Source organism: Micromonospora sp. MW-13 (assembly GCF_003434305.1).
Taxonomy (GTDB): Bacteria; Actinomycetota; Actinomycetes; order Mycobacteriales; family Micromonosporaceae; genus Micromonospora.
On the sequence record NZ_QKKX01000001.1, the window covers coordinates 139,220 to 156,348 of the forward strand.

Here is a 17,129-nt window from a genome sequence, read left to right on the forward strand (position 1 = left end):
TGCAAGTGGCGGCCCGTCATCATCGGGTTACGCTGCTGGATGTTCCACGGGCCAGCGGGGGGGCAACGGTCATGCGGTTCGGAATCCTGGGACCACTGCGGGTGGGCGGCGGCGAGGCCACCGTCACCGCGGCCCGGGACCGCACCGTGCTCGCCGTGCTCCTGCTGCGCTACGGCCGGGTGGTGTCGGCCGAGGAGCTGATCGACGCCGTGTGGGAGGAACGTCCCCCGGCCACCGCCCGGGCGCAGCTCCAGACCTGCGTGTCCCGGCTCCGGCGGCGCCTCACCGAGCTGGGCATGCCCGCCGACCTGATCCTCACCGACCCGGCCGGTTACGGCATCCGGGTCGCCCCGGTCGACCTGGACGCGGAACTGTTCGCCGAGCGGGTCGACGCCGCCCGGGCCGCCGTGGCGGCAGGTCGGCTTCCGGAGGCGCAGCGCCAGTTCCGGGCCGCGCTCGGCCTGTGGCGCGGGGCCGCCCTGAGCGGCGTCACCAGCCGTACCGTCCGACGCCGCGCCCAGGTCCTCGACGAACAGCGGATCGCCGCACTGGAGGAGTGCGTCGACGTCGAGCTGCGGCTCGGCCGCGCCGCCGACCTCGTCGACGAGCTGACCGAGGCGGTGGACCGCAACCCGCTGCGGGAGCGGCTGCGCGGCCAGGCGATGCTCGTCCTCTCCGCGGTCGGCCGGCAGGCCGACGCCCTGGCCGTCTACCGGGAGGGCCGGCGACTCTACGCCGAGGAGCTGGGCATCGAGCCCGGCGCGGCGTTGCAGGAGCTGCACCAGCGGGTCCTCGCCGGCGACCTGGCGCTGGCCGGTCCCGGGCGAGGGCCGACCGCCCCGGTGCGGGGCCTGCCCCGGGCGATCAGCGACTTCACCGGGCGGCAGCAGACGGTCGCCCGGCTGGTCAAGGACATCGAGGAGGACGACGCCCGGGTCCAGCTCATCGACGGGATGGCCGGCAGCGGCAAGACGACTCTCGCGGTGCACCTGGCGACCGCCCTCGGCGACCGCTATCCGGACGCGCACCTCTTCGTCGACCTGCACGGGCACAGCGAGCGGGAGCCGCTGTCGCCGGCCGCCGCGCTGGCTGGGCTGCTGCGCCAGCTCGGGGTGTCCGGCGAGCGTATCCCCAACGACGCCGACGAGCGGGCCGCGCTCTGGCGCAGCGAGCTCGCCGGCCGGCGGGCCGTGGTGGTGCTCGACAACGCGGCCAGCGCCGCCCAGGTGGCGCCGCTGCTGCCCAGCGGCCGGGGTTGCCTCACCCTGATCACCAGCCGGTGGCGGCTGACCGGTCTGGACGGTGGGAAGCCCTCCTCGCTGTCCGTGCTGGACCCGGACGAGGCGGTTGAGCTGCTCGCCCGGGTGGTGGGCGTCGACCGGGTGTCCGCCGAGCCGGTCGCCGCCGCCGAGGTGGTCCGGCGCTGCGGCCACCTCCCGCTGGCGATCCGGCTCGCGGGCGCCCGGCTCGCCCACCGGCCGAGCTGGCGGGTCGCCGACCTCGCCGGCCGGCTGGCCGCTGGCCGCGACGTCCTCACCGAGCTGGTCGCGGGCGAACGCTCCGTCGGCCAGGCCTTCGCCCTGTCGTACGCGCAGGTGAGCCCGGCGGCGCAGCGGATGTTCCGGCTGCTCGGGGTGATCCCGGGGGCGTTCTTCGACAACCGGGTGGCGGCGGCGGTCGCCGACCTGGCCCTGTCCGACGCGCAGGACCTGCTCGACGACCTGGTCGACGCCCACCTCGTCGAGGAGCCGGAGCCGGGTCGGTTTCGCTTCCACGACCTGGTCCGCGACTACGCCCGGCACCGGCTGGCCGAGCCGGGGGCGGTCGACGCGCGACAGGCGGCGCTGGAGCGGCTGCTCAACTTCCACCTGCACACCGGCGCGGAACTCGCCCGCCTGGTCAACCGGTCGGCCAGCAACGCCCCCTTCGCGCTGCCGCCGGTGGGACGTCCCGACCTGGTCCGCTCCTGCCTGACCGAGGGCCAGGACTGGCTGGACGAGAACCGGGCGATGCTGGTGGCGCTGGTGCGGCTGGCCGAGCAGGAGGGCCGCGACCGGTACTGCTGGCAGTTGGCCCGGGCCTGCTGGAGCTACTGGTTCGCCGAGGGGCACCTCGACGAGCTGATCGAGGCGCACGAGGCCGGGCTGCGCGCCGCCGAGCGGCTGGGCGACGACGTCGCCATCGCCACCATGCACAACTACCTCGCCTCCGGCCACCACCGCCTCGGCCGCTACCGGGAGGCGCTGGCGTCGATGCGGGTCGCCCTGCGGCTGCGGGAACGCCTGGGCGACCGGATCGGTCAGGCCGGCACCCACAAGAACATGGCCGCGGTCCACTCGGTCACCGGCGACCTCCCCACGGCGCTGGCGCATCTGGACAAGGCGCTGGCGTTGCTGCGGGCCGAGAGGCACGACGGCGGGATCGTCGCCACCTTCACCAACCAGGCGTCGATCCTGCTGATGGCCGGCCGGCCGGAGGGGTCCCTGGCGGTCTCCCGCCGGCAGCTCGCCCTGGCCCGGGCCGTCGGCACCCTCTACGACGTGGCGAACGCGATGGGCCACGTCGGCATGGCCCGGGCCCGCCTGGGGCACGGCGAGGTGGCCGTGCGTCGCCTGCACGTCGCGCTGCGGCTCAAGCGCCGGCTCGGCAACCGGTACGGCGTCGGCGAGCTGCTCAACGAGATGGGCGTGATCGAGCGCTCGGCGGGTCGTCCCGAGGCCGCGGCGGCCCGGCACCGGGAGGCGCTGGTCGCGATGACCGAGGTGGGCGACCGGGCCGGGCAGTGCGCGTCCCGAAACCTGCTGGCCCGGGCGCTGCTCGACCAGGGGGACCGGGCCAGCGCGCTGGACCTGCACCGCCGGGTGCTCGGCGACGCGCTGCGGCTCGACGTCCGCTACGAGCAGGGCCGGGCGCTGGACGGCATCGCCCGCTGCCTGCGGCCCGTCGACCCGGCCTCCGCCCGGTCCCACTGGCACCGGGCCCTGGAGCTGTTCCGGCAGGTCGGCTCGCCGGACCGGCACGAGGTCGAGCGGCTGCTCGCCGGGCTGGACTGAGCGATCATCTGCGGCCCGGCGGCGGTCGGGGCAGGATGGTGGGCGTGACGACTCCAGAGGCAGCGGGCTACCGGATCGAACGCGACTCGATGGGCGAGGTGGAGGTGCCCGCCGAGGCGCTGTGGCGAGCGCAGACCCAGCGCGCGGTGCAGAACTTCCCGATCTCCGGGCGGGGGATCGAGCCGGCCCAGATCAAGGCCCTGGCCCAGATCAAGGGCGCGGCTGCTCAGGTCAACGGCGAGCTGGGCGTCATCGACGCCGACGTGGCCGCCGCGATCGCCGCCGCCGCCGCGCACGTGGCCGACGGCGGGTACGACGACCAGTTCCCGATCGACGTGTTCCAGACCGGCTCGGGCACCTCGTCCAACATGAACACCAACGAGGTGATCGCCACCCTGGCCGGCCGGGAGCTGGGCCGGGACGTGCACCCGAACGACGACGTGAACGCGTCCCAGTCCAGCAACGACGTCTTCCCGTCCTCGATCCACCTGGCCGCCACCCAGTTCGTCGTGGAGGACCTGGTGCCGGCGCTGACCCACCTCGCCGAGGCGCTGGAGGCCAAGTCGGCCGAGTTCGAGACCGTGGTGAAGGCCGGCCGTACCCACCTGATGGACGCCACGCCGGTCACCCTGGGCCAGGAGTTCGGCGGGTACGCCGCCCAGGTCCGCTACGGCGTCGAACGGCTGGAGGGGGCGCTGCCCCGGCTGGCCGAGCTGCCGCTTGGCGGCACCGCCGTGGGCACCGGGATCAACACCCCGCTCGGCTTCGCCGCCGCGGTGATCGCCAAGCTGCGCGAGTCCACCGGCCTGCCGCTGACCGAGGCCCGTAACCACTTCGAGGCACAGGGTGCCCGGGACGCGCTGGTGGAGACCTCCGGGCAGCTCCGCACCATCGCGGTCGGCCTCTACAAGATCGCCAACGACATCCGGTGGATGGGCTCGGGCCCCCGGGCCGGGCTGCGCGAGCTGCGCATTCCGGACCTCCAGCCCGGCTCGTCGATCATGCCCGGCAAGGTGAACCCGGTGGTCGCCGAGGCCGTCCGGCAGGTCTGCGCCCAGGTGATCGGCAACGACGCGGCGGTCGGCTTCGCCGGCTCGCAGGGCGACTTCGAGCTGAACGTCATGCTGCCGGTGATGGCCCGAAACCTGCTGGAATCGATCCGGCTGATCGCCGCGTCGAGCCGCCTGCTCGCCGACCGCTGCGTAGCCGGCCTGATCGCGAACGCCGACGTCTGCCTGGCGTACGCCGAGGGCTCGCCCTCGATCGTCACCCCGCTCAACCGTCACCTCGGGTACGACGAGGCCGCCTCGATCGCCAAGGAGGCGCTGGCCAAGGAGATGGCCATCCGGGACGTGGTGATCGCCCGGGGCCACGTGGTCAACGGCAAGCTCACCGCCGACCAGCTCGACGAGGCCCTCGACCTGCTCCGGATGACCCACCCCTGACCGGGTCCCGGCAGCCGGCCGGGCGTGGGCGCAGGCCCGGTAGAGCCAGAGCGGCCGCAGCGCCATGTGCGGCGAGGTGTGGCTGGGGTGCGAACCGCTGGTCGCGCCGGGGGTCGGGGCATGAGTTGGTCTGCCTGTGGAGCTGAGCCGTCTGCGTCATCACCCCGGCAGTGGGACCACACCGGCGGCCTTTCGGCCGGACGAGTCGCCGCACCTCACGCCGGCCTGGACTTCCCGGCCGGGGCCGCGCGCCGGTTGATCGACTCCGTGTCAGTGACCTAGCGGAATCCGGGTGCTGTTGAGGCACCATGTCAGTGACATGGAGTGGATCACGGCGCGCGGCGATATCCGGTCGACGGCCGGGCCCGGCGGCGGCATCATCCGGGCCATGGTGGACATGGGCGCGGGTGGGCACGATCCAGCCGCCGCAGGGGCGCCCGGCGTCGAGCCCGGCGATGGCGTAGCCGGTGCTGGCAGGGCCGGTGGTGGCAGGGCCGCCGGTGGCGTGGCCGGCGATGGCGTAGCCAGTGCTGGCAGGGCTGGCGGTGGCCGGGCCGCTTGTGGCGTGGCCGGTGTGGTGGCAGGGCTGATGGCGGCGTGGCTGGCGACGGCAGGGTTGGTGGTGGTGACGTGACCGGTGGCGGTGGCGGTGGGATTGGGATCGGCGAGGTGCTGCTGGAGACCGCGCGGCTGCGGCTGCGGAGGTTCACGGAGGCCGACGCCGACGCCCTGGTGGAGCTGGACTCCGATCCGGCGGTCATGCGTTACCTGACCGGGGGCCGGCCCACGCTGGCCGAGGTGGTCCGGGCCGAGGTGCTGCCTCGGCTGCTGACCGGGTACGACCGTCACCCCGGGATGGGCCGGTGGGCCGCGACCGACCGGGCGACCGGGAGCTTCCTCGGCTGGTTCGCCCTCGACGCGGAGGCGGCTGACGCCTCCCGGGGCGGAACTGCGGGGCAGGCGGAGCTGGGGTACCGGCTGCGGCGGGCGGGGTGGGGGCGCGGGCTGGCCACCGAGGGGTCCCGGGCCCTGGTCCGGTACGGGTTCACCACTCTCGGCCTACGCCGGATCTGGGCGGAGACGATGGCGGTCAACGTCGCCTCGCGTCGGGTGATGGAGAAGGCGGGCCTGCGGTACGTGCGGACGTTCCACCTGGATTGGGACGACCCGATCGAGGGCACCGAGCACGGCGAGGTCGAGTACGAGCTGCTCCGCGACGAGTGGGACGCGGGTCAGGGGCGGGCGGCGGCCCTGCGGGCCCGGTAGGCGGTGACCGCGGCGCGGTTTCCGCAGCCCGCGTCGCAGTACCGCCGGGAACGGTTCTTCGACAGGTCGACCAGTACGTTGTCGCAGTCCGGGTGGTCGCACACGCGCAGCCGGGACAGTTCGCCGCTGCGTACCAGGTCGGCCAGGGCCATCGCGGCCTCGACCGCCATCCGGGTGGCCAGCGGCGCGTCCGTGGGCACGGCGTGCAGGTGGTACGGCTCGTCGTCGTGCCGGATGAGCTGCGGCAGTGCCCCGGCCTCACGCAGCAGCCCGTTGACGATGGCGACGATCCCGTCGGTGTCGGCGTGCCAGATCCGGCGCAGCCGGGGCCGCAGGTCCCGCACCGACCGTAGCTCCGCCTCGGTGTGCTCGTGCCGGCCGGTCCAGCCGTGCGCGCCGAAGAACGCGTCCAGGGCCGCCACGTCGGGCAGCGCCTCCCCGCAGCCACCAGCGGTGTTGACCAGGGCGGCGGCGGCGATCAGCCCGCACTCGGTGTCATGGGCGAAAAGCAACTTGACTCCTATCAGGTGACCCGTCTAGCGTCATCGGTCTAAGGCTACTTCACTCATGACGTACTGGGGAAATTCGATGCGTCCACGACCTGCCGCCGGCACCGGTCTCGGCCTGGTGCTGTTGTCGGCCGTCACGTTCGCCACCTCGGGCACCTTCGCCCGGTCGCTGATCGAGGCCGGGTGGTCCGCGGAGGCCGCCGTGGTCGCCCGGGTCGGCATCGCCGCCGCCGTCCTCGCGGTGCCCGGGGTGCTGGCCCTGCGCGGCCGGTGGGGCGTGCTTCGGCGCAACCTCGCCCCGGTCGGTGTCTTCGGGCTGCTCGGCGTCGCGCTCGCCCAGGCGTGTTTCTTCAACGCCGTCCGCTATCTCCCGGTCGGCGTGGCGCTGCTGCTGGAGTATCTGGGCATCATCCTCGTGGTCGGCTGGATGTGGCTGGTCCACGGGCAGCGTCCGCGCCGGCTGACCGTGGCCGGGGCGGTCGCGGCGCTGGCCGGCCTCGTCGGCGTCCTCGACCTGACCGGCGCCGGCCGCCTCGACCCGGTCGGCGTGCTCTGGGGACTCGGCGCGGCGGTCGGGCTGGCCGGGTACTTCGTGATCGCCGGCCGCCTCGACGACAGCCTGCCGTCCGTGACGATGGCCAGCGCCGGCATGGCCGTCGGCGCGGCGGTCCTGCTTCTGCTCGGCCTGGCCGGGGTGCTGCCGCTGCGGGCGACCTTCGGCGAGTTGACCTTCGCGGGGCAGCGCACCAGTTGGCTGGTCCCCATCGCCGGCCTGTCGCTGGTCGCCGCCGTGGTCGCGTACCTGTCCGGGATCGCCGGAACCCGGATCCTCGGGGCCCGGCTCTCCTCGTTCGTCGGGCTGACCGAGGTGATGTTCGCGGTGCTCATCGCCTGGCTGGTACTGGGCGAGTTGCCGACCGTCGTCCAGCTTTTCGGCGGCGCCCTGATCATCGCAGGGGTCGCCCTGGTCCGCCTCGACGAGCTACGCGAGTCGCGCGTCGACGACCGGCCGGCCGGCCCTCCCGTCGAACCCGCGCTCGCCGTCGACTGCTGACGGTCCCACGATCGCGCCGACGGGTGGGAGGCTGGCCGGATGCTGACCCATGTCGTGTTCGACGCCGACGAGACCCTGATCGACCTGCGCCCGGCGGTCACCGGCGGGCTGGTGGCCGTACTGGAGGAGATGCGGCGGCTGACCCCGGCGGCGGCCGGGGTCAGCCTCGCGGAGCTGGAGTCCGACTGGCACGCGGTGTTCGCCGCCATGAGTGCCGTCCCCGTCATGGAGATCCGGCGGACCGCGCTGGCCCGGTCGCTCGCCCGGGCCGGCCTCGACGCGCACCTGGACGACGTCGCGGCACTCTTCTTCGCCCGGCGTTTCGCGCTGACCCGTCCCTTTCCCGACGTGCTGCCGGCGCTCACCGCCCTGCGCGGCCGGTACACCCTGGGCTACGCCACCAACGGCAACAGCCGCGCCGAGCGCTGCGGACTCGCCGGTGAGTTCGCCTTCGAGCTGTACGCGCACGAGAACGGCCTGCCGAAGAAGCCCGCCCCCGAGTTCTTCGCCGCGGTGGTCGAGGCGGCCGGGGTGCCGGCGGAGCGGATCCTGTACGTCGGCGACTCGCCCAGCCACGACGTGCTCGCGGCCCGGCGCGCCGGGCTGCGGGCGGTCTGGCTCAACCGCCTCGGCCTGCCCCGCCCGCCCGGTGTGCCGGCCGACGCCGAGGTCTCCACCCTGGCCGACGTGCCGGACGCGATCGGCCGGCTCTCCGCCGAGCGGGAGATGAGTGAGGCGTAACCCGCCCGCCGAGTCCCCCGTCGCCGTCCCGATGACAGCAGGCGGACGAAAGTTCGATTGCCGTGTAATACGGACTCCCATCTAGCGGAACGCCCGTCGGCGATATGGGATGGCTGCCGCGTCCCTCAACGAGAGGAACTGATGTGGTGAGCAGCGCTTCACCGCCGCCTCGACGCCAACATGATCCTTTCCACGTACCCAAAGCACGTGCTCCAGGAGGAGGGGTCGGTCGACGAGAACGGCAACATCGTCGAGGGCTTCGAGGAGTCGGTGTTCAAGCAGTGCAAGGTCAACGGTGCCTGCGGCTACTACACCTACCTCCAGGGCACCTCGATGGCGTCGCCGCACGTCAGTGGCGTCGCCGCGCTGATCGTCAGCAAGTACGGCAAGAAGACCAGGGACGGCCTGGGTCTGGACCCGGTCAAGGTCGAGCGGCAGCTCTACCGCGCCGCCACGGAGCGCGCCTGCCCGGAGCCGCGCCTGCAGACGTACACCAACGAGGGCCGGGACGCCGAGTTCAACGCCTACTGCGCCGGTGACGCCAAGTTCAACGGCTTCTACGGCCACGGCATCATCGACGCGTACGCGGCGGTGACGACCCGGATGTGACGACCGGTGCCACCGGGAGGGGCCCGGACGACCACCGTTGCCCGGGCCCCTCGCCGTCCCGGGCCCTCCGCCGTCCCGGGCCCTCCGCCGTCCCGGGCCCTCGTCGTCCCGGGCCCTCGTCGTCCGCCGGGGACGACGGGTCGCCGGGCCGGGTCGACTGACCCACTTCTCGGGTCCGGCACATGGCAGTCGTCCAGGTGGGGGAAGGCGCGACGTGCCGCATGCCGAGCTGGTCACCGGCGTGCGCCGGGGCGGGCGGGGTCAGCGACGCCAGCCCCGGGACGCCAGGGTGGCATGGACCTCCCGGGCCAACGCGGGGAAGTCGTGCCGCAGCCGGCGGCCGGTCACGTGCAGCACGAGCCAACCCGCGCCGACGAGCTGGTTGAGCCGCTGGCGGTCGCGGTGCAACTGCTCGGCGTCGGCGTGCCAGGTGCCGTCGTACTCGACCGCGACGCGGAACTGCGGCCAGGCCAGATCCGGATGCAGGACGAGCCCCGACGCCAGTCGGACCGGGTGCTGTGCGACCGGGCGGGGCAGCCCGGCGAGCACCAGCCGGACCCGCAACTCGGACTCCGGCGGGGACTGTGCACCGGGATCGGCCAGGTCGAAGACCCATCTCGCCCGGCGGCCACCGGGGCGCTCCGCGTTGCGGGCGCCGATCCCGGCGAGGGCGGCCCGGGTGGTCAGGCCCTTGCGGAGCAGGCTGTCGACGATCCCGACGGCCCGGAAGGGCTCCAGCCAGACGGCGGTCTCCCAGGCTGCCATCGCCGGGTCGGTGCGGGGCAGGGCCCACGCCGCCTCCGCCACCATCAGCGACGAACCCTGATCGAGGGGGCGGCCGGGCCGCCGCTCGGCGATGCCCACCCCACCCCTGCCCGGCGGCGGTGCCGTGCCACCGGTGTCCCGGCTGATTACGGCCGGGCGCATGACGGCCGGGTTGGTGGCAGGCGGGACGCCGGTGGCCAGGACGGCCCCGGCGGCGACGGTGGGTTCAGGGGCCAGGACGGGCCCGGGGGCGATGGCGGGTTCAGGGGCGAGGACGGCCCCGGGGGCGAGGACGAGGGCGGCCGTGGTGGCGAGCATCGGCGCGGGGGTGGTGGGCGGGCTGGTGACGGGCAGGTCGGTCAGGTGCACCCGCAGCCCTCGCTGGCTGCGCAGCCCGGCCGTGCGGGGGCTGGCCACGTGCACGTCGGCGGAGAACTCGGCGGCGTGCTCGACACCGTGCAGCAGGGCCGCCGACGGCCCGGCGAACGCCGCACCCGGGGGCAGTTGCAGGGACACCGCGCGACAGGAGAGGGCGTGGTCGTGGTCGAGGCGTGAATCGGCGTAGATGTCGCGGCGCAGGTTGACCCAGGCCGAGCTGCGCAGCCGGTGCGCGGTGACGAGGCCCAGCCGGATCGCGTCGGAGGCGCGGAAGACCTGCCAGGCGAGGGCGGACGGGCGATCAGCGTGTCGGGGCATGTGCCCAGGCTGCCGGCTGCCGCCGGCCACCCGACACCCCTGTGGAAAACCGCTCCGCCCCGTCCTCCTGTCGCCTGTGGACAGTCCATCGGAGGGCCTTCACCTGTGGTAATGGGCTGACCCGCTCGACGAGCCACCAGCAGGCCGGGGTGGGTGCGACGCGATGTGCGGCAAGTCGGGGCATGTGGCGCACGAGAGGCCGCGTTGTGCCGTACCCGAAGTTGGTCAAGGCGTGCGTCGACCGAGCCCGCAGGCGGGTCAGGGGGCGAGGGCGGTGGCGATGGCGGTGGCCGCCGCGAGCACCTGCTCGCCGACCACCTCCGGGTCCAGCGGGGCCAGGGCCACCACCCCCACGCTCGCCTCCAGGCCCGGCACGCCGAGCACCGGGGCGGCCACCCCGTACGCGCCGGGTTGCAGCTCGCCGCTGGTGCCCACCGGGCCGGCGGAGCCCGACCGGCCGGCGAGGATGGCCCGGCCGGCCGCCCCCCGCTCCAGCGGGTGCCGCGTCCCCGTCCGGTACGCCACGTGCAACGACGTCCAGCTCGGCTCCACCACCGCCAGGGCGATGCCCTCGCCGCCCTCGACCACGGTGAGGTGGGCGGTCGCGCCGGCCTGTTCGGCGAGCCGGCGCAGGGCCGGCAGCGCGCCCTCGGCGAGCAGCGGCTGGGCCCGCCGGGCCAGGTGCAGCACCCCGGCGCCGAGGCGCAGCCGGCCGTCACCGTCCCGCCGCACCATGCCGTGTCCGCTCAGCGCGCCGACCAGCCGGTAGACGGCCGCCCGGCCGATGCCCAGCCGGTTCGCCGCCTCGGTGACGGTCAGCCCGCCAGGGGCGTCGGCGACCAGGTGCAGCAGCCGCAGCCCCCGGTCCAGCGTCTGGGCCGTCTCGCCCCCGCGCCCCCTGTCGCCGGGCCGGGCCGTCGTGCCGTCCTGCCGTGCCGCCTCATCCACGAGGGGCAGCGTACGACCCGGCACCGGACGACCCGGGAACGCGTGGGCGGCTACCCTGATACGGTGACGCTACGCCTGTATGACACCGCCACCCGATCGGTGCGGGACTTCGTCCCGCGGGAAGCCGGCAAGGTGGGGGTCTACCTGTGTGGTCTCACCCTCCAGGCACCCCCGCACATCGGCCACCTTCGCTCCGGCGTCAACTACGACGTGCTGCGCCGCTGGCTGCTGGCGAAGGGTTTCGAGGTCCGGTTCATCCGCAACCTGACCGACATCGACGACAAGATCCTGGTCAAGGCCGTCGAGCAGGGCCGGCCGTTCTGGTCGATCGCGTACGCCAACGAGCTGGCGCTGGCCGGGGCGTACCGGGCGCTGAACGTGCTGCCGCCGACGTACGAGCCGCGGGCCACCGGGCACGTCCCGGAGATGCACGAGCTGATCGCGAAGCTGATCGACACCGGGCACGCCTACCCGGCCACCGACGGCTCCGGCGACGTCTACTTCGACGTGGCCTCCTGGCCGGCGTACGGCGCGCTCTCCGGCCAGTCGCCGGACGCCATGCAGGCCGCCGACGACGCCCCGGAACGGGGCAAGCGCGACCCGCGCGACTTCGCCCTGTGGAAGGGCGCGAAGCCCGACGAGCCGGCCGACGCGTACTGGCCCTCGCCGTGGGGACGGGGGCGGCCCGGGTGGCACATCGAGTGCTCGGCGATGTGCTGGCGCTATCTGGGCGCCGAGTTCGACATCCACGGCGGCGGGCTCGACCTGACCTTCCCGCACCACGAGAACGAGGTCGCCCAGTCGCAGGCCGCCGGCCTGCCGTTCGCCCGCTACTGGGTGCACCACGGGTTGCTCGGCATCGGCGGGGCGAAGATGGGCAAGTCGACCGGCAACGCCCTCGACCTGGCGTACGTGGCGGCGCTCGGGGTACGCCCGATCGAGCTGCGCTACTACTACGCGGTCGCGCACTACCGGTCGCTGATCGACTACACCGAGGACGCGCTGCGCGAGTGGGCGACGGGCTTCCGGCGGATCGAGGGGTTCGTCCAGCGGGCCGCCGAGCGGGTCGGCGCCGGGACGCTCGGTGAACTGCCGGACGCCTTCGTCGCCGCGATGGACGACGACCTGAACACCTCGGCCGCGTTCGCGGTGCTCCAGGAGGTGATCCGGGACGGCAACACCGCGCTGGCCGCCGCCGACGATGTGACCGTCCGCACGGCGCTCGGCTCCGCGCGGGCCATGCTGGATATCCTCGGGATCGACCCCCTCGACGACGCGTGGACCGGCGGTGGTCGCGTGGACGACCTGCGCGGCGTGGTGGACTCGCTGGTCGCGTTGGCCCTGGACCAGCGGGCGCAGGCCCGCGGTCGGAAGGACTGGGCCGCCGCGGACGCCGTCCGCGACCAGCTCAAGCAGGCCGGTGTGCTGGTCGAGGACACCCCTCAGGGCCCCCGTTGGACTATTGGAGAGCAGGACTGATGGCCGGCAACTCGCAGCGCCGTGGCCGGCGACTGACGCCGAAGGCGGGTGCCCCGAAGGGCTCCGGAGGCAAGAACAAGGACGCCCTCGCGGGCCGGGGCAAGACCCTGCCCGCCGACGAGCGTCCCTGGCACAAGGCGTACTCGGGCACCGAGAAGCTGCCCCAGCGCACCGCCTGGAAGCAGGACAAGGAGCGCCGGGCGGCGGCCGAGGAGGGGCGGGTCCCCAAGATCGGCAAGCCGGGCTCCAAGGACACCACCTGGGGCCGGGGCGGCGGCCGGGGCGTGCCCACCGCCCGGGGCGGCGCCGGCGGCCGGGGCGGCGCCGGCGGCCGGGGCGGCGGGCCGACCGGCCGCACCGGTCCCCGGGTCGCGCCGGGGCGCAAGTCCAACCCGGCGAAGGACAGCCCGGAGCTGCTGGTCGGGCGGAACCCGGTGCTGGAGTCGCTGCGTACCCAGGTGCCGGCCACCGCGCTCTACATCGCCCAGGGCATCGAGACCGACGACCGGGTCAACGAGATCGTCCGCACCGCCGCCGACCGGGGCATCGCCATTCTGGAGATCAGCCGCGCCGAGCTGGACCGGATGACCGGCGGCGTGCTGCACCAGGGCGTCGGCCTCCAGGTGCCGCCGTTCGCGTACCAGCCCTTCGAGGACCTGGTCGCCGCGTCGCTGGAGCAGACCGCCCCGCTGCTGGTGGCGCTGGACGGCGTCACCGATCCGCGCAACCTCGGCGCGGTGATCCGGTCCGCCGCCGCGTTCGGCGCGCAGGGGGTCTTCGTACCGGAGCGGCGGGCGGCCGGGATCACCGCGACCGCCTGGCGGACCAGCGCCGGCGCGGCGGCGCGGGTGCCCGTCGCCCAGGTCACCAACCTGACCCGGTCGCTCAAGGCCTGCCGGGACGCCGGCTTCATGGTCGTCGGCCTGGACGCCGACGGCGAGACCGACCTGTACGACCTGGAGGCGGCCGTCGGGCCGCTGGTCGTGGTGGTCGGCTCGGAGGGCCGGGGGCTGTCCCGGCTGGTCGGCGAGACCTGCGACCTGACCGTGAGCATCCCGATGGTCTCCGAGGTGGAGTCGCTCAACGCCAGCGTCGCCGCCGCGGTTGCCCTCGCCGAGGTGGCCCGCCGCCGCCGCGCGGAGGCGTGAGCCCGGAACACGAGTGACGCGGCGGGCCGTCCCCATCCGGGGGCGGCCCGCAGCGCGTACTGCCGAGACGGTACGACCGGCCCCGGAGCATCCACCCGGCCGCGCCCGACACCCGGGTACGACGAAGGGGCGGCCCGCCGGCTGGCGGACCGCCCCTTCCCGCTGCTACGTCAGATCCGCTTGCCGGTGGCGGCGTTGAAGGCGTGGATACGGCCGGCCCGCGGCTTGACGAACACGGTGTCGCCCATGTTCGGCATGGTGCGCCGGTCGGTGCGGACCACGAAGCGCTCGTTGTGGCCCTCCAGTGCGGCGTGGCCGTAGACGTTCGCGTCCGAGCCGAGGTCCTCGACCAGCTCGACCACGACCGGCATGCCGCCCTCGTTCGGGCTCACCAGGTCGCAGTCCTCCGGACGGAAGCCCACGGTCACCTTGCCGTTGCTGCCCTCGGCGCGGGCCGCCTCGGCCTGCTCGCGGGTCAGCGGCAGGTTCAGCTCGGCGAACGCGGCGCACTGCTCGGTCAGCGGGACGGTCTTGATGTTCATCGCCGGGGAACCCATGAAACCGGCGACGAACACGTTGGCCGGGGTGTCGTAGAGCGCCCGCGGGGTGTCCACCTGCTGGAGGACGCCGTCGAGCATGACCGCCACCCGGTGGCCCATGGTCATGGCCTCGACCTGGTCGTGGGTGACGTAGACCGTGGTGATGCCGAGCTTCGCCTGCAACGACGCGATCTGGGTACGGGTCTGCACCCGGAGCTTGGCGTCGAGGTTCGACAGCGGCTCGTCCATGAGGAAGACCTGCGGCTCGCGGACGATCGCCCGGCCCATCGCGACCCGCTGGCGCTGACCGCCGGAGAGGGCCTTCGGCTTGCGGCTGAGGAACTCCTCAAGCTGGAGCAGCCCGGCCGCCTCCTTGACCCGCCGGTCGATCTCGTCCTTGGGGGTCTTGCGCAGCTTCAGGGCGAACGCCATGTTCTCGTACACCGACATGTGCGGGTAGAGGGCGTAGTTCTGGAAGACCATCGCGATGTCGCGGGCCTTCGGCGGGAGGTGGGTGACGTCGCGCTGGTCGATGTAGATCGCGCCGTCGTCGACGTCCTCCAGGCCGGCGAGCATGCGCAGGCTGGTGGACTTGCCGCAACCGGAGGGGCCGACCAGGACGAGGAACTCGCCGTCGCCGATCTCGAGGTCGAGCTGGTTCACTGCGGGACGCTCGGTGCCCGCGTAGATGCGGGACGCCTTCGCGTAGGTGACCGTGGCCATGCTGGAGCGCTTCCTTTCACCGGCAGGAACGTGCCGGACGATCCGAGTGAAGGAGCAACCGGCGCCGTGCGGCGTCGGCCTTCCGGACGACGCTTCCGGGCAGCGGGGGCCGCCGGAGGTGTCATCCGTGTCACTGCACGGTAAACGGGTTTTCGCAACCTGCCAAGACTGGAAGCATCGGATGGGACGGACGGCTTTCACATTCCGGTCAGTCGAGCACAGCCAGGCATCAATCTCCGCCCTATTTCGCCCGCCCGCCGTCGAATGATCACCGGCAGGGTCGGCAAATCGGCGTTTTCCGTGCTGGGAGGGCCTGCCGAGGGACAAGTCCCGAGGTCTGTCGCTTATGCTGGCCACGCACGACCTGCCCCTGTAGCTCAGCTGGCCAGAGCACTCGCCTTGTAAGCGAGATGTCGCCGGTTCGATCCCGGCCGGGGGCTCCACAGTTTCGCGGTGTCCCGGAGGGCGGGATTCCGGCCTCCGCGCCGGAAGTCCGCAGGCCTCCAGCCGCGCCGGACGGAGGTGGGATGAGCCGAGCGGTGGAGGAGTCCAACCGGGCCATGCTCCGGGCCCGGGACGCCATGGACCGGGCGTACGCGGAGCCGCTGGACATCCCCGCCCTGGCCCGGATCGCGCACGTCTCCGAAGCGCACTTCATCCGTACCTTCCGTGCCACCTTCGGCGAGACGCCGCACCGTTACCTGCAACGGCGCCGGGTCGAGCGGGCCATGTACCTGCTCACCCAGACCGACCTGGACGTCACCGAGATCTGTTACGCGGTCGGGTTCGGCAGCCTCGGCACGTTCAGCCGCACGTTCCGGCAGATCGTCGGCGAGCCGCCGACGGAGTACCGCCGGCGCAAGGGCCCGGCGGACGTGCCCGCGTGCTTCGCCAAGGCCTGGATGCGACCTAGCAGTTTTGGATAAGCAGCAGCTCAGCGGGTCGCATAGCGTCTTCGGCATGACGATGAACGCGATCAGCCGCTCCCAGATCTACGTGCTCGACCAGGACGAGGCCCTCGACTTCTACGTGGGCAAGCTCGGCATGGAGGTCAACACCGACCAGGACCTCGGCTTCATGCGCTGGCTGACGGTCAACCTGCCCGGCGACCCGGAGCGGGAGATCCTGCTGGAGACGCCCGGCTCGCCGGCCCTGGACCCGGCCACGGCCGAGCAGGTCCGCGAGCTGCTCACCAAGGGAGCGCTGGGCGGCTACCTCTTCATGACCACGGACGACGCGCACAAGACGTACAAGGAGCTGGTGGCGAAGGGGGTGGAGATCACCGACGAGCCGACCGACCGCCCGTACGGCATCGACTTCGGCATCCGGGACCCGTTCGGCAACAAGATCCGCATCGGCCAGATGTTCTCCCGCGCCTGAGCGCGCGCGGCGGTAGGTAGGGGCGGGTTGGCTGCCGCCCAGGGGCGAAGGCAGGCGCCGGCCCCTGGGCGGCAGCTTCGCGTTCAACCGGTGTCGCCGCTGCCGCCGAGGAGCTGATCGCCGACCGGCCGGGCCTCGTGGCGACCGGCGTCGGTGGCGGGGGCGGCCGGCGGCGGATCAGCTGATGGCGGTGAACACGATCTCGGCCAGTGCCGACGCGGCCTGCGGCGGTTCGCCCGCGACCGGGCAGTCGGTCCAGTCGACCGTGCGGGTGCCGACGGTGAGCCGGTACTCGTAGGTGTCGGAGCAGTGGCCTTCGGAGTCGGTGCTGCCGCCCTCGGTGAGCCGGGGTTCGGCGGTGAGCCGGCGCAGCCGGTCGAGGTTCGCCCCGGTGAGCCGGCCGGTGCGCCGGGCGCCGGCGCGGTCGACCGCCGTCCACCGTCCGTCCGGTTCGACCGTGACCGTGTCGTCGCGCCCGGCGATGCCGCCCGAGCGGTGCAGCACCACCCGGGTGCCGGGGGACGCCTCGGCCGGGGCGGTGGCGGCGGTCGGGTCCGCCCCGGTGTTCGGCCCGGTGGTGGCGGTCGCGGCGGACGACGGGGGGCCCGCCGGCGTGGGCGGGCCGGGGGCGCCGGCCGCGCAGCCGCCGACCGCCGCGAGGAGCGCGACGATCAAGGCGGCGCGCAGGTGGGTCGGTCTCATGTCGGTCGGACGTGTCCCGACTCCGCCCGGTTCCGTCACCTTGTGCTCCTCACCCGTTCGGCCAGTGTTTGA

15 protein-coding genes, 1 tRNA gene and 1 pseudogene are annotated in these 17,129 nt (G+C 73.7%); 12 read left to right on the plus strand and 5 right to left on the minus strand.

The window, feature by feature from the left end; genetic code table 11:
• Window positions 1–71: 71 nt before the first annotated feature.
• The 4 genes from C5N14_RS00655 (at window position 72) to C5N14_RS00670 (ending at window position 5,764) form a co-directional block, all read left to right on the plus strand.
• Window positions 72–3,053, plus strand: coding sequence for an AfsR/SARP family transcriptional regulator (locus C5N14_RS00655; RefSeq protein ID WP_117664832.1), 2,982 nt, complete (start codon window positions 72–74; stop codon window positions 3,051–3,053).
• Between the two features lie 35 nt (window positions 3,054–3,088).
• On the plus strand, window positions 3,089–4,498 hold the full coding sequence (locus C5N14_RS00660) for a class II fumarate hydratase (protein ID WP_207892566.1): 1,410 nt from the start codon (window positions 3,089–3,091) through the stop codon (window positions 4,496–4,498).
• Window positions 4,499–4,817: 319 nt separating this feature from the next.
• Window positions 4,818–5,132 carry a hypothetical protein gene (locus C5N14_RS00665; protein ID WP_128763498.1) on the plus strand — a complete coding sequence of 105 codons (315 nt, stop codon included), beginning with the start codon at window positions 4,818–4,820 and terminating at the stop codon, window positions 5,130–5,132.
• The gene (locus tag C5N14_RS00670) at window positions 5,129–5,764 is read left to right on the plus strand and encodes a GNAT family N-acetyltransferase (RefSeq protein ID WP_243639015.1); all 636 of its coding nucleotides are present in this window, start codon (window positions 5,129–5,131) and stop codon (window positions 5,762–5,764) included. The genes C5N14_RS00665 and C5N14_RS00670 overlap by 4 nt, the downstream gene beginning before the upstream one ends.
• Here C5N14_RS00670 and C5N14_RS00675 read toward each other — a convergent pair.
• Window positions 5,731–6,276 carry a CGNR zinc finger domain-containing protein gene (locus C5N14_RS00675; RefSeq protein ID WP_117664835.1) on the minus strand — a complete coding sequence of 182 codons (546 nt, stop codon included), beginning with the start codon at window positions 6,274–6,276 and terminating at the stop codon, window positions 5,731–5,733. The genes C5N14_RS00670 and C5N14_RS00675 overlap by 34 nt on opposite strands.
• A gap of 76 nt (window positions 6,277–6,352) precedes the next feature.
• On the opposite strand from C5N14_RS00675, the gene C5N14_RS00680 reads away from it, so the two are divergent.
• The 3 genes and pseudogenes from C5N14_RS00680 to C5N14_RS00690 all read left to right on the plus strand — a co-directional run.
• On the plus strand, window positions 6,353–7,327 hold the full coding sequence (locus C5N14_RS00680; protein WP_117664836.1) for a DMT family transporter: 975 nt from the start codon (window positions 6,353–6,355) through the stop codon (window positions 7,325–7,327).
• 39 nt (window positions 7,328–7,366) lie between these two features.
• A complete protein-coding gene (locus C5N14_RS00685; protein WP_117664837.1) occupies window positions 7,367–8,068 on the plus strand; it encodes an HAD family hydrolase in 702 nt (233 codons plus the stop codon).
• A gap of 165 nt (window positions 8,069–8,233) precedes the next feature.
• Window positions 8,234–8,677: pseudogene (locus C5N14_RS00690) on the plus strand (S8 family serine peptidase); the annotation flags it as partial.
• Window positions 8,678–8,938: 261 nt separating this feature from the next.
• Here C5N14_RS00690 and C5N14_RS32565 read toward each other — a convergent pair.
• Together C5N14_RS32565 and C5N14_RS00705 are read right to left on the minus strand one after the other, a co-directional pair.
• Window positions 8,939–10,138 carry a hypothetical protein gene (locus C5N14_RS32565; RefSeq protein WP_207892567.1) on the minus strand — a complete coding sequence of 400 codons (1,200 nt, stop codon included), beginning with the start codon at window positions 10,136–10,138 and terminating at the stop codon, window positions 8,939–8,941.
• Between the two features lie 258 nt (window positions 10,139–10,396).
• Entirely contained in the window at window positions 10,397–11,086 is a 690-nt protein-coding gene (locus C5N14_RS00705; protein ID WP_117664838.1) for an IclR family transcriptional regulator, read from the minus strand.
• 63 nt (window positions 11,087–11,149) lie between these two features.
• On the opposite strand from C5N14_RS00705, the gene cysS reads away from it, so the two are divergent.
• Together cysS and rlmB are read left to right on the plus strand one after the other, a co-directional pair.
• Window positions 11,150–12,565 (plus strand): cysteine--tRNA ligase, encoded by a 1,416-nt coding sequence (cysS, locus tag C5N14_RS00710; RefSeq protein ID WP_117664839.1) that lies wholly within the window; start codon window positions 11,150–11,152, stop codon window positions 12,563–12,565.
• Window positions 12,565–13,713 (plus strand): 23S rRNA (guanosine(2251)-2'-O)-methyltransferase RlmB, encoded by a 1,149-nt coding sequence (gene rlmB / locus C5N14_RS00715; RefSeq protein ID WP_117664840.1) that lies wholly within the window; start codon window positions 12,565–12,567, stop codon window positions 13,711–13,713. Before cysS ends, rlmB begins: the two co-directional genes overlap by 1 nt.
• 170 nt (window positions 13,714–13,883) lie before the next feature.
• On the opposite strand, the gene C5N14_RS00720 is transcribed toward rlmB, so the two are convergent.
• Window positions 13,884–14,975, minus strand: coding sequence for an ABC transporter ATP-binding protein (locus C5N14_RS00720; protein ID WP_117664841.1), 1,092 nt, complete (start codon window positions 14,973–14,975; stop codon window positions 13,884–13,886).
• 366 nt (window positions 14,976–15,341) lie between these two features.
• On the opposite strand from C5N14_RS00720, the gene C5N14_RS00725 reads away from it, so the two are divergent.
• The 3 genes from C5N14_RS00725 to C5N14_RS00735 all read left to right on the plus strand — a co-directional run bounded on the left by C5N14_RS00725 (window position 15,342) and on the right by C5N14_RS00735 (window position 16,355).
• Window positions 15,342–15,418: transfer RNA gene (locus tag C5N14_RS00725), tRNA-Thr, on the plus strand.
• Between the two features lie 84 nt (window positions 15,419–15,502).
• Entirely contained in the window at window positions 15,503–15,901 is a 399-nt protein-coding gene (locus C5N14_RS00730) for a helix-turn-helix domain-containing protein (protein ID WP_117664842.1), read from the plus strand.
• A 34-nt stretch (window positions 15,902–15,935) separates the two neighbouring features.
• Entirely contained in the window at window positions 15,936–16,355 is a 420-nt protein-coding gene (locus C5N14_RS00735) for a VOC family protein (RefSeq protein ID WP_117664843.1), read from the plus strand.
• A gap of 177 nt (window positions 16,356–16,532) precedes the next feature.
• On the opposite strand, the gene C5N14_RS31915 is transcribed toward C5N14_RS00735, so the two are convergent.
• Window positions 16,533–17,057, minus strand: a complete 525-nt coding sequence (locus tag C5N14_RS31915; protein WP_165878007.1) for a hypothetical protein — start codon at window positions 17,055–17,057, stop codon at window positions 16,533–16,535.
• Window positions 17,058–17,129 lie beyond the last annotated feature (72 nt).